Source organism: Burkholderia sp. Ac-20365 (assembly GCF_017104715.1).
GTDB lineage: Bacteria > Pseudomonadota > Gammaproteobacteria > Burkholderiales > Burkholderiaceae > Paraburkholderia.
On record NZ_JAAGPI010000056.1, the window covers coordinates 1 to 15,466 of the forward strand.

The 15,466-nt window shown below is 64.1% G+C and carries 15 protein-coding genes, 2 tRNA genes and 1 pseudogene; 13 read left to right on the plus strand and 5 right to left on the minus strand.

Features of this window, described 5'->3' with window-relative positions; translation table 11 throughout:
• From G3O01_RS41810 to G3O01_RS41835, 6 genes and pseudogenes are all read left to right on the plus strand, one after another.
• Positions 1-1,377 (plus strand): annotated as a pseudogene (locus G3O01_RS41810) (ribonuclease E/G); the annotation flags it as partial.
• A gap of 163 nt (positions 1,378-1,540) precedes the next feature.
• Positions 1,541-2,653, plus strand: coding sequence for a GTP 3',8-cyclase MoaA (gene moaA, locus G3O01_RS41815; protein ID WP_205813346.1), 1,113 nt, complete (start codon positions 1,541-1,543; stop codon positions 2,651-2,653).
• A 12-nt stretch (positions 2,654-2,665) separates the two neighbouring features.
• Positions 2,666-3,280, plus strand: coding sequence for a molybdenum cofactor guanylyltransferase MobA (gene mobA / locus G3O01_RS41820; protein ID WP_205813347.1), 615 nt, complete (start codon positions 2,666-2,668; stop codon positions 3,278-3,280).
• 93 nt (positions 3,281-3,373) lie between these two features.
• Positions 3,374-4,669, plus strand: a complete 1,296-nt coding sequence (glp, locus tag G3O01_RS41825; RefSeq protein ID WP_205813348.1) for a gephyrin-like molybdotransferase Glp — start codon at positions 3,374-3,376, stop codon at positions 4,667-4,669.
• 57 nt (positions 4,670-4,726) lie between these two features.
• Positions 4,727-5,002, plus strand: coding sequence for a hypothetical protein (locus tag G3O01_RS41830; protein WP_007741774.1), 276 nt, complete (start codon positions 4,727-4,729; stop codon positions 5,000-5,002).
• On the plus strand, positions 5,002-5,487 hold the full coding sequence (locus G3O01_RS41835) for a GNAT family N-acetyltransferase (RefSeq protein WP_205813349.1): 486 nt from the start codon (positions 5,002-5,004) through the stop codon (positions 5,485-5,487). The genes G3O01_RS41830 and G3O01_RS41835 overlap by 1 nt, the downstream gene beginning before the upstream one ends.
• A gap of 58 nt (positions 5,488-5,545) precedes the next feature.
• Here G3O01_RS41835 and rmuC read toward each other — a convergent pair whose 3' ends face one another.
• From rmuC to pncB, 5 genes are all read right to left on the minus strand, one after another.
• Entirely contained in the window at positions 5,546-7,030 is a 1,485-nt protein-coding gene (gene rmuC / locus G3O01_RS41840; protein ID WP_205813350.1) for a DNA recombination protein RmuC, read from the minus strand.
• Positions 7,027-8,016: a D-glycerate dehydrogenase gene (locus G3O01_RS41845; RefSeq protein ID WP_205813351.1), complete on the minus strand. Its 990-nt coding sequence runs from the start codon at positions 8,014-8,016 to the stop codon at positions 7,027-7,029. Before G3O01_RS41845 ends, rmuC begins: the two co-directional genes overlap by 4 nt.
• 54 nt (positions 8,017-8,070) lie before the next feature.
• Positions 8,071-9,513 (minus strand): sodium:proton antiporter, encoded by a 1,443-nt coding sequence (locus G3O01_RS41850; RefSeq protein ID WP_241024715.1) that lies wholly within the window; start codon positions 9,511-9,513, stop codon positions 8,071-8,073.
• The gene (locus G3O01_RS41855) at positions 9,488-10,150 is read right to left on the minus strand and encodes a lactate utilization protein C (RefSeq protein WP_205813352.1); all 663 of its coding nucleotides are present in this window, start codon (positions 10,148-10,150) and stop codon (positions 9,488-9,490) included. The genes G3O01_RS41850 and G3O01_RS41855 overlap by 26 nt, the downstream gene beginning before the upstream one ends.
• Before the next feature lie 169 nt (positions 10,151-10,319).
• Complete coding sequence (gene pncB, locus G3O01_RS41860) at positions 10,320-11,519, minus strand: nicotinate phosphoribosyltransferase (protein ID WP_205813353.1); 1,200 nt, start codon at positions 11,517-11,519, stop codon at positions 10,320-10,322.
• Between the two features lie 357 nt (positions 11,520-11,876).
• Between pncB and fdxA the strand changes: the two genes are divergently transcribed.
• From fdxA to G3O01_RS41895, 7 genes are all read left to right on the plus strand, one after another.
• Entirely contained in the window at positions 11,877-12,200 is a 324-nt protein-coding gene (gene fdxA, locus G3O01_RS41865) for a ferredoxin FdxA (protein WP_035990147.1), read from the plus strand.
• Between the two features lie 121 nt (positions 12,201-12,321).
• Positions 12,322-12,397 (plus strand) — tRNA-Asn (locus G3O01_RS41870).
• Between the two features lie 63 nt (positions 12,398-12,460).
• Positions 12,461-12,536: transfer RNA gene (locus G3O01_RS41875), tRNA-Asn, on the plus strand.
• Between the two features lie 185 nt (positions 12,537-12,721).
• Complete coding sequence (locus G3O01_RS41880) at positions 12,722-13,219, plus strand: CreA family protein (RefSeq protein ID WP_205813354.1); 498 nt, start codon at positions 12,722-12,724, stop codon at positions 13,217-13,219.
• A 67-nt stretch (positions 13,220-13,286) separates the two neighbouring features.
• On the plus strand, positions 13,287-14,114 hold the full coding sequence (locus G3O01_RS41885) for an AraC family transcriptional regulator (protein WP_205813355.1): 828 nt from the start codon (positions 13,287-13,289) through the stop codon (positions 14,112-14,114).
• A 174-nt stretch (positions 14,115-14,288) separates the two neighbouring features.
• Positions 14,289-14,960, plus strand: coding sequence for an AzlC family ABC transporter permease (locus G3O01_RS41890; protein ID WP_241024716.1), 672 nt, complete (start codon positions 14,289-14,291; stop codon positions 14,958-14,960).
• Positions 14,957-15,280, plus strand: a complete 324-nt coding sequence (locus tag G3O01_RS41895; protein ID WP_205813357.1) for an AzlD domain-containing protein — start codon at positions 14,957-14,959, stop codon at positions 15,278-15,280. The genes G3O01_RS41890 and G3O01_RS41895 overlap by 4 nt, the downstream gene beginning before the upstream one ends.
• Positions 15,281-15,466: the final 186 nt, after the last annotated feature.

Genomic DNA, 15,466 nt, shown 5'->3' on the forward strand with positions numbered 1-15,466 from the left:
CCAGGTGGCCGCGACGCGGCAGCACGCGTCGAAGGTGCCGCACCGCAAGGGCGTCAAGGCCAGCCGGCGCAACGCGGCGAGCGTCAGGAACGCGAACCGCGCGAAGCACGTGAACAACGTGGCGGCCGCGAGCAGCGCGAAGGCCGGGAAGCACGCGAAGCACGTCCGGAACGCGTCGAACGCGGTCAGGAACGCACGGAAACCGCAGAAGCAACGCGTGGCGAACGTCAGGAACGCCCGGAGCGCGCCGAACGTGGCGAGCGCCGTGAGCGTGGCGAACGCGGCGAGCGTCGCAAGCAGCAGCCGGAAGCAGCAGAAGCACTGAGCCAGAACGAAGCACAGGCGGATGTCGCAGCACAGGCGCAAGCCAATCTGACGGGCGGCGCTACGTCCGCAGAGGAAGCGCGTGATGGTGAAGAACGCCGTCGTCGCCGTCGCGGCCGTCGTGGTGGCCGTCGCGAGCGCGATGAAGAAGGCGTGAACGTCAATACGGCCGCGGATGTCGCGGAAGCGGAAGGCGAAACGGCTGTGGCAGCATCGGCGGAAGCGCCTGTGCGCACGCCGGAGCACACCGGCCGTCACGAGGCACAGCCGCAAACCGTCGAGGCCGTCCAGCAGCAGCCAGCGCAAGAAGTGAAGCCGGTCGAAGTCGTCGTGGCCGCTGTCGCAACGAGCGCAGCGGTGGTCGGCGAACTGCATGCATCGGCGGAAACGCCGGCGCTGGCAGTCGAGAAAGCCGAGAAGGCGGAAGCCCTCGTGCCCGCCGACCAAGCACCTGCCGTGACGCAAACGGCAGCAGCCGTCGAAGCGCCCGCTGTCGTCGAGCCGCAAGCCGTTGCGCCTGTTGCTTCGACGGAAGTCGTGGCCGAAACGCCCGCGCCGGTTGAACCTGTCGCGGCTGCGCCTGCTGTTGTCGAAGCGCCCGTGGCTGTCGAAACCGTGGCTGAGCCGGTCGCAGCACCCGCTGTTGAAGTGCAGCCGGTTCTGGAAACGCCCGTCGCTGCCCAGCCGGTCATCGAGCCGGTTGCACAGCCCGCCGTCGAACCGGTCGCCGAACCCGTCGTGGAAGTCGCGCAAGCGCAACCCGCGGTGGAACCTGCGCCGGCCGTCACGGAAGCAGCGCCTGTCGTCGCAGCCGCCGAGCCGCAACCCGTTCGCACGAACGGCGCAGCAGCCCATCAGTCGACGGAGTCGCTGACGACGATGCTGGATAACGCCGGCCTCGTCTGGGTCAATACCGACTCCGACAAGCTGCGCGCCGCGCAGGAAACGGCAGCGCAAGCAGTGAAGCCCGCGCGCGTGCCGCGCGAGCGCAAGCCGCTGCCGGCGGTCGACGCGACGCCGATGCAGCAGGTCGAAACGGCCAAGCCGCAGTAAGCGGTCGCTAACTTCGCCCGGGCTGTTGTGCCGGGCGATCCAGAAAGCCCGCCCCAAAGGCGGGCTTTTTGCTATTTATGACATAGAAGCACCGCGCGTTCGCCCTACTGTGATGCCGAAGTGCTTCCGCTAGAATGAAGTCTGATATCCCAAATATGTCATCATGTCCCGACGCATCATCCCTGTTGCCGACGTCAGCGCTGTGCCCGAGGTCTCCGGTCCTGTCCGGGCGCCGCGCGGCGAGCTGACCGATACGCTGTCGCGCCCGCTGCGCGATCTGCGCATCTCGGTTACGGATCGTTGCAACTTCCGGTGCGTCTACTGCATGCCACGCGCGGTGTTCGACAAGGATTACTCTTTCCTGCCACACAGTGCGCTGCTGACATTCGAGGAAATCGAGCGGATCGCGGCGATCTTCGTCGCGCATGGCGTCGAGAAAATCCGTCTGACGGGCGGCGAACCGCTGTTGCGCAAGAACCTCGAATTCCTGATCGAGCGGCTCGCGCGGATGAAGACGGCCGCGGGCAAGCCGCTCGACCTGACCCTCACCACCAATGGCTCGCTGCTCGCGCGCAAGGCGCGTAGCCTGAAGGACGCGGGCCTGAACCGCGTGACCGTAAGCCTGGACGCGCTCGACGATGCGCTATTTCGCCGCATGAACGACGCCGATTTCGCGGTGCGCGATGTGCTCGACGGCATCGAAGTCGCGCAGTCCATCGGTCTTGCGCCGCTGAAGGTCAACATGGTCGTCAAGCGCGGTACGAACGACAGCGAGATCGTGCCGATGGCGCGGCACTTCAGGGGCTCGGGCGTGGCGCTGCGGTTCATCGAATACATGGACGTCGGCACGTCGAACGGCTGGAACATGACGGAAGTGCTGCCGTCGGCGGATGTGGTCGCGCGTATCAGCGAGCACTTTCCGCTTGTGCCGCTCGAAGCGCACAGCGCCGCCGAAACCGCGCAACGTTGGGGCTACGCGGACGGCAGCGGCGAAGTCGGCGTGATCTCCAGCGTGACGCGCGCGTTCTGCGGCGATTGCACGCGCGCACGGCTGTCGACGGAAGGCAAGGTGTATCTGTGCCTGTTCGCGTCGGCGGGCCACGATCTGCGCGCGCTCGTACGCAACGGCACGAGCGACGAAGGTATCGCCACCGCCATCGCCAATATCTGGCATGCGCGCGGCGACCGTTACTCGCAGCTGCGCGGCAGCGCGAGCGCGGCATCGAAGGCGGCGCGCGAAGAGCGGCGCGTCGAGATGTCGTACATCGGCGGCTGAGGCCGTCTTTCCATGACCATTTCTCGCGAATCGATCACCGGCCTGTTGCTTGCCGGCGGACGCGGCATGCGCATGGGCGGCGCCGACAAGGGTTTGCAGACGCTACACGGCGAGCCGCTCGCACTGCACGTGATGCGGCGACTCTCGCCGCAAACCGGGCCGCTCCTGATCAGCGCGAACCGCCACGTCGAGCGTTACGCAGACCTGGGCGCGCCCTTTCACGCAACGGTCATCTCCGACACGCTGCCCGATTTTCCCGGTCCGCTCGCCGGCCTGCTCGCGGGTCTGCGTACAGCGCGCACGCCGTTCGTGCTGTCCGCGCCCTGCGACACGCCCGGCTTTCCGGCCGATCTCGCCGATCGCCTCGCGACCGCCCTGGAAGCCAACGACGGCAGCATCGCGACCGTCACGACGACAGACTCCCAGGGCGAAACGTCGATTCACCCCGTTTTCGCACTCGTGCGCACGTCGCTGGCCGATGATCTTGAAGGCTTTCTGCAAGCGGGCGAGCGCAAGGTACGCACGTGGTACGCACGCCACAAGGCGGTTGAAGTCGCCTTTCCGGACGAGCGCACGTTTTACAATATCAATTCATTGCAGGAACTTGCCGACCTCGAACGACGCTGACACGAGGCTGAGCAGGTTTGACATCCGCTGCCGCCATTTGCCGCGGTCGCCCGGCCGCCGCAGCACTGCATCCCGTCGCGACGCTCCCCTTTCATGACCACGCTGAACGAAACCTCGAGTTGCGTCGCACAGTACGACGCCCAAGCCATGCCGGTGTCCGCCGCGCAGGCCATCGTGCGCGAATGGGCGACGCCTGTGACGACCGTCGAGCGCGTCCATCTGCGCGACGCGCTCAATCGCGTGCTCGCGCAGGACATCGTGTCGCCCATCGACGTACCCGCGCACGACAACTCGGCGATGGACGGCTATGCGTTCTCCGGCGCAGCGCTCGAAGGTCAGGCGGGCGACATCGCGCTGAACGTCGCAGGCAAGGCATTCGCGGGACATCCGTTCTCGGGACATATCGACACCACGCAATGCGTGCGCGTGATGACCGGCGCGACGATGCCCGCAGGCTGTGACACCGTCGTACCGCAGGAAGCCGTCACGCGTGAAGGCGACACGATCCGCTTCGCCGCCGCGCCGCTGAGCACGGGCGCAAACCGCCGGCTCGCCGGCGAAGACCTCGCGCGCGGTGCGGTCGCACTGAAGACGGGCCGCATCGTGCGCGCGTCGGATCTCGGGCTGCTGGCTTCGCTGGGCATTGGCGAAGTGTCGGTACGCCGCCGTCTGCGTGTCGCGTTTTTCTCGACGGGCGACGAACTGCGCTCGATCGGCGAGCCGCTCGATCCCGGCTGCGTCTACGACAGCAACCGTTACACATTATTCGCGATGCTCAGGCGCCTCGACGTCGACCCAATCGATCTCGGTGTAGTCCGCGACGAACCCGCCGCACTCGAAGAAGCATTGCGAACGGCTGCGTCGAGCGCGGATGTCGTGATAACCTCCGGCGGCGTTTCAGTCGGCGAAGCCGATCTGACGAAGCAGATGCTGCGCATGCTCGGCGACGTTGCGCACTGGAGTCTCGCGATGCGGCCTGGCCGCCCGCTGGCTTTCGGGCGCATCTGGTCGGGCGGCAAGCCGGGCGCGGGCGAACCGGCTATCTTTTTCGGGCTGCCGGGCAATCCTGTCGCGGTGATGGCGGCGTTCTACCAGATCGTGCGCGAAGTGCTGTTGCGGATGTCGGGCGCGACCACGCACGCCGTGCCGCTGATCCGCGCAGCCTGCATCGACACGATCCGCAAGCGGCCCGGCCGCACGGAATTCCAGCGCGGCGTTGCGCAGCGCGACGCACAAGGCGCATGGCACGTCACACCGACGGGCTCGCAAGGCTCGGGCGTGCTCAGTTCGATGAGCGAAGCGAATTGCTTCATCGTGCTCGCCCATGAACAGGGCGACCTCGATTCCGGCGACGCCGTCGACATCATGCTGTTCGACGGCCTCATCTGATCACGCGCGGGCCGGCAGTTTTCACGCATTCCACTACGACATACGGGTTTGACTTACATGAAAAAACAGATCTCGTTCATTGCACCGGGGCAAACGGCAAAGGCACTGATCCTCGTGTATCTGACGTTCAGCGTGCCGATCGTGCTGCTCGGCGTGCTGGTCGCCTTCATCCGTTATGGGTCGGTGGAGCTGTCGACGGTGTTCAGCGCGCTGCTGCTCAACGCGATTCTCGGCTTCATCCTGCTGTGGATTGCATGTCACGCGTACAACTGGGTCGCGTCACGCTTCGGCGGCATCGAGATCCAGTTGAGCGACGTACCGGAGGAAGCGTAATGTCGGCAACGATTCGCGCGGCCAGGTCTGAAGACGTCGGCCCGATGCTCGCGTTGATGTACGAACTGGCCGAGTTCGAAAAGCTCACGCATCTGTTCATCGCGACGGAAGACGGTGTGCGCGATGCGCTGTTCGGCGCGCGGCCTTCGGCAGAAGCGATCGTCGCGGAGCGCGACGGCAAGATGATCGGCTACGCGCTGTTCTTCCACAACTATTCGACGTTCCTCGGCCGGCGCGGTTTGTATCTCGAAGACCTGTACGTGCAGCCCACCGAGCGCGGCACGGGACTCGGCTCGAAGATGCTGCGCTATCTGGCGGCGCTGGCCGTCGAGCGGCAATGCGGCCGTTTCGAATGGTCGGTGCTGGACTGGAATCAGCCGGCCATCGATTTCTATCAGAAGATGGGCGCGACTGTGTTGCCGGACTGGCGCATCGTGCGCATCACGGGCGACGCATTGGATCAACTGGCTGCGAGCGCTAGCTGATCTTTGATCGACTCCGCGCCGCACTGGCGAGACGCATAACGATTCGCGTCTCGCCTCCTCAACCTTCCTCCGAATCCGCTCCCGATAGCGAATCCCCGAGCAAGCCGGCCGCCCGCTCTTCCGGCAACGCCTCGACATCGCGCAACTTGCGGTTCATCTGCCGTGTACGCACTTCCGCTGCTTCGATCGAGCGCGTGACCGTTTCGAGTTGCGACTTGGTCTTCGCGAGCACATCGCCGAATTTGCCGAATTCCGTCTTCACCGCGCCGAGCACCTGCCACACTTCGCTCGAACGTTTCTCAATGGCGAGCGTGCGGAAACCCATCTGCAGACTGTTGAGCAAGGCCGTCAACGTCGTCGGGCCCGCGATCGTCACACGGTAGTCGCGCTGCAAAAGATCCGTCAAACCGGGACGACGCAGAATTTCGGCGTACAACCCTTCCGTCGGCAGGAACAGAAGAGCGAAGTCCGTCGTGTGCGGCGGTGACACGTACTTTTCGGCAATCGTCTTTGCTTCCGCGCGAATCCGGCCTTCGAGCGCGCGTGACGCATCTTCAACCGCAACGGGATCGGCGCGTTCCTGTGCTTCTAACAGGCGCTCGTAGTCTTCACGCGGAAATTTCGCGTCGATGGGCAGCCAGACCGGCGTCGCCGCAGCATCGGGAGAAGGCTGACGTCCAGGCAGCTTGATGGCGAACTCGACGCGATCGTTGCTCTTCGGAATCGTCGACACATTCTTCGCGTACTGGTCGGACGTCAGGATCTGCTCGAGCAACGCCTCGAGTTGCACTTCGCCCCACGTGCCGCGTGTCTTGACGTTGGTCAGGACCTTCTTGAGATCGCCGACGCCCGCCGCCAGCGTCTGCATTTCGCCGAGACCGCGATGCACCTGCTCGAGACGGTCGGACACGAGCTTGAACGATTCGCCGAGCCGTTGTTCAAGCGTCGCGTGCAGCTTTTCGTCGACCGTGCGGCGCATTTCTTCGAGCTTGGTCGCGTTGTTCGCTTCGATGTCTTTCAGACGCTGCTCAATGGTCGCGCGCACTTCCGCGAAACGACGATCGTTGGCTTCCGTCACCTGCGCCAGTTGCTGCTGCAAGGTCTCGCCGAAACGCTTCAGCGTCATGCCCTGCTCGTCGCGCGCCTGTTGCGCCTGCTGTTGCAGGCTCTGGCGCACGGCGTCGAGTTGCTGCGCATTGGTGTCGGTGAGCTTGACGAGCTGCTGCGCGAAGCCGTCAATCTTCCCCGCCTGCACGGTCGTCATGCTCGTGAACTGCGACGCGAGCGTCTGCTGGAACTGCGAGAAGCCCCCGCTCAGTTCCGTGCGCGACACACGCGCGGTTTCGGAGATTTCACCCCGCAACTCGCGTTCGAGCCGCTCGTACTCGCGCGTCTGCGCGAGCGCGGCGGCTTCCAGACGCTCACCCAGTTCGTCGAACAGCATCAGTTGCTGCGCGCCGCTATTGCCGCGCATCAGCATCACTAGCGCAATCACCAATCCAACGGCCAGTACCGCGACGGCCGCGATCAACACCATGGTCATGAACGTGCCTTTCCGATCACATCAGGGTTGATCGGATTCGGCGGACGTCCCGCGCGTGGCCCCTCGCCCAGCGCGGCGATCAGGTTGTCGGCTGCGAGATTGGCCATCGCGCGACGGGTCGCTTCCGTCGCGCTCGCAATATGCGGCGTCAGCACGACATTCGGCACGGTGAGCAGCGCCGGATTCAGCTTCGGCTCGCCCTCGAATACGTCGAGGCCCGCTGCCGCGATGCGCTTGTCGCGCAGCGCGTCGGCAAGCGCCGCGTCGTCGACGATACCGCCGCGCGCGATGTTCGTGAGCGTCGCCGTCGGCTTCATCAACGCGAGCTCCGCTGCGCCGATGGTGTGATGGTTTTCCGCTGTATACGGCAGCACGAGCACGACGTGATCGGCACGACGCAGCAGATCCTGTTTCGACACATACGTTGCGTTCAGTTCGGATTCGATCTCCGGCGCGACGCGCGAGCGGTTGTGATAGATCACGTTCATGTTGAAGCCGCGCGCACGGCGCGCAAGCGACTGCCCGATACGGCCCATGCCGATCACACCGAGCGTCGAGCCATACAGGTCCGAGCCGAGAAAGCCGTCGTACGACCACTTTTCCCACTTGCCAGCGCGCAGCCAGTGCTCCGATTCGGCGATACGGCGGGCAGCGGCCATCATCAACGCCCAGCCGAAGTCCGCCGTCGATTCGTTCAGCACATCAGGCGTATTCGTGCCGAGCACATTCGACGCGTTGAACGCAGCCATGTCGAAGTTGTTGTAGCCGACAGCCATGTTCGACACCACGCGCAGACGCGGCGCAGCGGCGAGCACGGAAGCGTCGATCGCGTCGCCCGCCGTCAGCGCGCCGTCCTTGTCGGCGAGCCGGCGCTTGAGTTCGTCGGCGGGCAGCACATCGCCGTTATGCCAGTCGACTTCGAAATGCTGCTTGAGGCGCTCGATCACATCCGGAAAGATAGGACGCGCAACCAGGACCTTTTGCATTGTCATTCTCCGAGTATCAGGCCGCGGCGCGCGCTCACCGGCGCACGCGCGGCATCAAAAGAAAATCAACGATGTTGCGATAAACAACGGTATCAGCACGACGCCCGACCACGCGAGATAGCCGAAAAAACTCGGCATTTTCACGCCGCGCGATTCGGCGATCGCCTTCACCATGAAGTTCGGCGCGTTGCCGATGTAGCTGACGGCACCCATGAACACGGCGCCCGCCGAAATTGCGGCGAGCGTCGATGCGCCCGTGGTCGTCAACGTCTGCGCGTCGCCGCCCGCGAGATTGAAGAACACCAGATACGTAGGCGCATTATCGAGGAACGACGACAACAGGCCCGTCGCCCAGAAATACATGTCGTCGCGCGGCTGGCCGGCCGCGTCGTTGACGAGATGCACGATACCGCTGAACGCGCCCGCCTCGCCCGCGCGCAAGATCATGATGACGGGCGCGATCGTCACGAAGATGGCGGCGAACAGTTTCGCGACTTCCTCGATGGGCGCCCAGTTGAACGCGTTGCCTTCGCGCGCGGCGCGCGGCGTCACGGCCAGCGACAGCAGCGTCACGACGATCAGCGCGACATCACGCACGAGATTCTGCAACGCGACGTGCGTGCCCGCCACATCGAACGTGATGCCGGATTTCCAGATGCCGCTCATCAGCACCAGCGCGATCACCAGTGCAAGCAGCACGAAGTTGATCTTGCCGATGACGCCGACGTCCGGCGTATCCGGAGACGGATCGACGGGACGCAATTCGTCGCGATGCCGGAAATAGAACGAATCGAGCGCGTAGAAAACAGCGAGCAACACGATACAGATGAAGAGCATCGGCAGCGCGAGATGCACCGTCGTCCAGAAGAAACCGACGCCGTTCAGAAAGCCGAGAAACAAAGGCGGATCGCCGAGCGGCGACAGCGAGCCACCCGCGTTCGCAACCAGAAAGATGAAGAACACGACGACGTGCACGACGTGACGCCGGTTATCGTTCGCGCGTAGCAGCGGCCGGATCAGCAGCATCGCCGCGCCCGTCGTGCCCATGATGCTCGCGAGCGCGGTGCCGAGTGCGAGCAAAGCGGTATTCAGGCGCGGCGAGCCATGCAGATTGCCCGTCACGCAGATGCCGCCCGCCACCGTGTACAGCGCCGTGAGCAGCACGATGAACGGCAGGTACTCTTCGAGCATTGCATGAATCAGCGTGCCGATTGCCGTCGATGCTCCGAACGCGAACGCAAACGGCACAAGGAACGCGATCGCCCACGCGGCGGAAATCTTGCCGAAGTGGTGATGCCAGAGTTTTGAGGCGACGAGCGGAAACACGGCAATCGACAACAGGATGCCCGCGAACGGCACGCCCCACCAGGCAGAGAGCGACGCGCCGTCGAGGCTCGCGGCCGATGCAGCAAGCGGCCAGCCCAACAACGCCAATGTCAGAGCGACCCCGTGCCGCTGCCACGGCACAGCCCTACGCGCCACGTACGACGATCGCATGCACGCGATAAGGACCGTGCGCGCCCAGCACGATGGTTTGTTCGATGTCGCCCGTACGCGATGGGCCGGAGACGAAGTTGACGGCACGCGGCAGTTCACCGCGTTCGCTGCGGATCAGGTTGAACGCTTCCTCATGGCCCGACACAATGCGCGAAGCCGGCACGATTGCAATATGCGTCTCCGGCAGCAGGCCCGCCGACGCATAGGTCTCTGCCCCGGACAGCAGCACCAGCGTGCCTGTCTCGGCGGTCGCGCAGAAGCAGCCGGTGATGCCGACGCGGTCTTCGTCGCGCGGTTTGCGAAACTCGACCTCGATGCCGGAGCCCGCCCAAGGCAGCCCTTCGAGCGTCTGCCATGCAATGGCCTGGGTCGGAAGATTCAGTTCAGTCAGATAGCGATGTGCTGCAGCGGGCGCGTCGGCGAGCGACTCGACGGTATCGACCGTGGTCGCCATCTTCTTGGCCTGCTCGATGAAATGCGCGACGAGATCCGCAGGCATTGGGGGACGCGGACCTTGTGGATGGCTTGCCAGATACGCCTGCGCCGCTTCACGCTCGGACGCGGCCGGCTCGGGCTCGCGCCCTTGCGCCGCGCGAATGCGCGCCAGGATGTTGCGGCGGGCAGTAGATGTATCCATGTGCAATATCCTCGTGCCGGTGACCGTGTGGATCGGGGGAGATGACACGCGAATTATACCGGCCGCCCTTCACGCGAACACCTGGCCGAACGGCATATAGCGGCGCCCGCAGGGAGCGCCGACAATCCCTTCACATGCCATGCGGTTGCAACAGCAAAGAGGCCTCGCGTTACTTGCCCGCGTCTTCTTCCAAAGGCTGATCGATGCCGAACACCTGGCGCAGATAGGCAAGGTACGCCTTGTCTTCGCACATGTTCTTGCCCGGCGAATCGGACAGCTTGGCAACAGGCTGGCCGTTGCACTTGACCATCTTGATGACGATCTGCAGCGGGTTGTAGCCGAGGTCGTTGGTGAGATTCGTGCCGACGCCGAAGGCCAGCTTGCAGCGGCCGCGAAAGCGCTCGTACAACTGCAGCACCTTCGGGATATCGAGCGCGTCGGAGAACACCAGTACCTTGGTGCGCGGGTCGCAGCGGTTCGCTTCGTAGTGCGCGAGAAGACGCTCGCCCCAGTCGAACGGATCGCCGGAATCGTGGCGCGCGCCGTCGAAGAGCTTGCAGAAGTACATGTCGAAATCACGCAGGAATGCCTTCATGCCATACACGTCCGACAACGCGATACCGAGATCGCCGCGATATTCCTTGGCCCACATCTCGAAGCCGAAAATCTGCGAGTCGCGCAGGCGCGGGCCGAGCGCCTGGCAGGCCTGCAGGTACTCATGCGCCATCGTGCCGAGCGGCGTGAGACCGTGCTTCATCGCGTAGAACACGTTGCTCGTGCCCGTGAACTGCTCGCGCAGGCCTTCCTTCAGCGTAAGGATCACTTCTTCGTGCCAGCGCCCGGAGAAGCGGCGACGCGTGCCGTAGTCGGCGATCTTGCAGTCGGCGAACTCGGGGCGTGCGCCGAGCAGCTGGATCTTGTCGCGCAGGCGCTCGCGCCCTTCGCTGTAGTCAGGCTGCTGCTGGGTGTTGCGGAAGTACACCTCGTTGACGATCGCGAGCACGGGGATTTCGAAGAGGATCGTGTGCAGCCACGGCCCCTTGATGTCGATCTCGATCTCCCCGTTGCCCTTCGGCGAAGGCGTGATCGAAATGTACTTTTCGTTCAGATGGAAGAGCGCGAGGAAGTCGATGAAATCATTTTTGATAAAGCGCATCCGGCGCAGATAGTCGAGTTCGCCCTCGTTGAAGCGCAGCTTGCAGAGCTTGTGCACTTCACTGCGAATCTCGTCGATATACGGCACGAGGTTGACGTTCGGCGTGCGGCAGCGGAACTTGTATTCGACGTTGGCGGCCGGGAAATGATGCAGCACAACCTGCATCATCGTGAACTTGTACAGGTCGGTATCGAGCAGCGAAGTAATGGTCATGATCTTGCAAACCGGGACTGCATGAAATCGGAAGACGTCAGGCCTCGTGCGCCTTCGTCCTTTTCGTGTTCGCCTCGTGCGCGATGCCCGGCATGCACGCGGCGGGCTTCGCGCAGTGCCCGCGCAAACCGGGACTCGCGAGGATGCTGTCGCATGTTACCCGAATGCGCGCGACGGGTTGTCTCAACACGTCAACGCAGCCGGGCGCGGGCGGCGGCCCCATAAACTAATCACCAAACGATATAAACGGCCTGGGCCGATGGCGTATGCACTACTTGACGTTACGTTACAATACCGCTTTTGGCGTTTCGCCATCTCCCCACTACCCAAAAAATATCGTTTGCAGGAGTTGCCTGAATGACTCACGTTGTGACCGAAAGCTGCATCAAGTGCCGCTATACCGACTGCGTCGATGTGTGCCCGGTGGACTGCTTTCGCGAAGGTCCCAACTTCCTCGCGATCGACCCCGACGAATGCATCGACTGCGCTGTGTGCGTTGCGGAATGCCCGGTGAACGCCATCTACGCTGAAGAAGACGTGCCCGGCGACCAGCAGCACTTCACGGAACTGAACGCAGAACTGGCAAAGGCATGGCCGAGCATCACCAAGACCAAGGCGCCGTTGCCCGAAGCCGACGAATTCAAGGACGTGAAGGAAAAGCTCGCGCTGCTCGAACGCTAATTCGCGCGCGTAGCAAAACCTGTCTTCCCAGCTCGAATCAGTCGAATTAAATTGAGATGAAGCGGGGGTATTGACAGCTTCTGCGCTACCTCCTACAATTCCGCTTCTCTGCTGTTGTTGTTCCCCGATAGCTCAGTCGGTAGAGCGCCGGACTGTTAATCCGTAGGTCCCTGGTTCGAGCCCAGGTCGGGGAGCCAAGAATTGCAAAGGCCCGTTAACCACGACGGGTCTTTTTATGTAGCAACAAGTTGTATTGCTGTTCCCCGATAGCTCAGTCGGTAGAGCGCCGGACTGTTAATCCGTAGGTCCCTGGTTCGAGCCCAGGTCGGGGAGCCAAAATTTGAAGGCCCGCATTCGTGCGGGCCTTTTCTTTTTCTACGCTCGCTTATCGGCATGCGGCTTCGTCGGTGGCGTACAGCATCAGGAAGTCGAGTCAACGGGCCGCACCACCATCCAGGTTAGGATGACATTCTCGCCGGCAGATGCCCCGCCCTTCACTTGCTCATTGTTCCGCTCACCTGATGAAACTCGCCCTGTCCTGTGCGCGCGTCGAACGCGCGGCCATTCTCGCTGCCTCCGTTGCGTTCGCCTGCGCGCCGCTCGCGCATGCCGAGGAAGTCGCCAGCGTCAACACGAACTTTCATATCACCGGCTCGGACCGCGTAGTCGTCGAAGCCTACGACGATCCCGCCGTGCAGGGCGTCACCTGCTACGTGTCGCGGGCGCGCACGGGCGGCATCAAGGGCACGCTCGGGATCGCCGAAGATCCGACCGAGGCGTCGATCGCGTGCCGCCAGGTCGGCGCCATCAAGATTGCCGAGCCTCTGCGCCAGCAAGCCGACGTGTTCACCGAACGCATGTCGCTCATTTTCAAGACGCTGCACGTGGTGCGGGTCGTCGATTCGAAGCGCAATACGCTCGTGTATCTGACCTACAGCGACCGCGTCGCGACGGGCAGCGCGAAGAACAGCGTCACGGCTGTGCCGATGCCCGCCGGCACGACGATCCCCGTCCGTTGAAAACACGTGCAAGCGGCCCCGGAACGGACGACGCGCGGTAAACTGACAGGTCCACCGGACTTTGCTCATGACTTCGACCCGTTTCCGCGATAACGCCCGTTACTGGCGCACGCCGCTTCTGCCCGGCGCGGATCTGCTCACGGCCGAATATCACGATCACGAGTTCACGCCGCACTGGCACGACGCGTACACGATTCCCGTGATCGAGGCGGGCGCGGAAACGTATCGTTATCAGGGCGCGCGCCATGTCGCCGAGGCGGGCAGCGTGCCTGTCATCAATCCCGGTGAAGTGCACACTGGCTCGCGGGCGATGGACGAAGGCTGGCGCTATCGCGTGATGTACGCGCCTGTCGACTTCCTCCATGCGCTTGCCGAAGACATCGCGGGCCGCGCGCAACCGCTGCCATGGTTCGACGCCGACGTGATCCGCGATGCCGATCTCGCGATGCGGCTGTCGCGTGCGCATCAGTTGCTGGAGGCGAATGGCGATCCCCTCGTCGCGGAAACGGCGATGCTCGACGCACTGTCGACGCTGCTCGTCCGCTACGGCCGCACGCGCCCCGTCCCAACGCAGTGTTCCACCGACGACGCGCGCGTCGTCACAATGAAAGAGCAACTCGCCGCCGAGCTGGCCGAGCCGCTCAAGCTCGCCGATCTCGCCGAGACTGTCGGCCTGTCGCAGTTCCACGCCGCGCGGCTGTTCACGCGCGTAACCGGGTTGCCGCCGCACGCATGGCGCAACCAGATGCGCTTGCAGCGATCGCTTGCACCGCTGCGCGCGGGCGCGTCGGTGGCCGATGTGGCGGCGGCGAGCGGCTTCACCGACCAAAGCCATTTCACCCGGCATTTCCGCCGCATGTTCGGCGTGCCGCCGGGGCGCTGGCAGTCGGCATGAATCCCTGAAACCGCAAACCCTCCCACTTCGAAGCGACAAGCGCAAGAACGTACAAGCCGCCCCATTCCTCGCCGGCTATGCTCCAGCCCTATCGAGGAGGAAAGCTTGACTCAACCTGCACAACCCGTTCGCCGTCTCAAGGAACTCACGGCGGGCGCACGCGACACGATCCCGATGATCGTCGGCGCCGCGCCGTTCGGCGTGATTTACGGCACGCTCGTCGCATCCGGCCCGCTGCATCTGTGGCATGGCCAGCTGATGTCGCTGATCGTGTTCGCGGGATCGGCCCAGTTCATCGCGCTCGGCCTGATCGCCGGCCACGCGAGCTATGTCGTCGTGTGGGCGACGACGCTCGTCGTCAACGCCCGCCACGTTCTCTACAGCGCGACGCTCGCGCCGTACGTGTCGCATCTGCCGTCGCGCTGGCGCTGGACGCTCGGCGGCCTGCTCACCGATGAAGTCTTCGCCGTCGCCTGGGCGCACTACCGGCTGCATCCGCCCGGCTCGGTCGGCCCGTACTATTTCCTCGGCTCCGGCCTCGCGATGTATCTCAACTGGCAGATCTGGACGCTGGTCGGCCTGCTGTTCGGCGCGGCCTTCCCCGGCCTGCAATCGCTCGGACTCGATTTCGCGATGGTCGCGACGTTCATCGCGATCGTCGTGCCGCAACTGGTTGCCGTGCGCTATCTGGCGGCGGCCGCCACGGCAGGCGCACTGGCGTTCTTCTGGCAAGGCTGGCCTTACAAGCTCGGCCTGCTTGGCGCCGTGTTCGCCGGCGTCGCGGTCGGCGTGGTGCTGTCATTGCCAGCCTTCCAGCGCACCCGCACGGTGGAGGCATCGCGATGAACTACGTGCTCCTGATTGTCGGCATGGCCGTCATCACGTGGCTGATCCGCGCCACCGTGTTCATGCTCGGCGACCGCATCGTGTTTCCGCCGCTGGTGCGCACCGCGCTCGGCTTCGTGCCGGTGACCGTGCTCACGGCGATCATCGTGCCGATGGCCGTGTCGCCGCACGGCGTGGAAGCCGAGATTACCTGGCGTAACCCGCAACTCATCGGCGCGCTCGCCGCCGTCGCCGTCAGCGCGCTCACTCGCCGGCCGCTCTTGACCATCGCGGTCGGCCTCGCGGTTTTCTTCCTCTGGCAAGGCGTCGTGCTGAAGTAACGCCTGTCTGACACCTACGTACGCCGTCCGCCCGGACGGCGTACGACCCTCAAGTTCCCTTTCAATCCGCCGATAAACACTCGTGGTCCGCGAACCAGGCAGCGTCTGTCGATGGCGCGCCGGCAATCCGGACAGAACCGCACCGAGTACCGGTGCCGCCAGCGCACCGAGGGCGCACGGCACGAG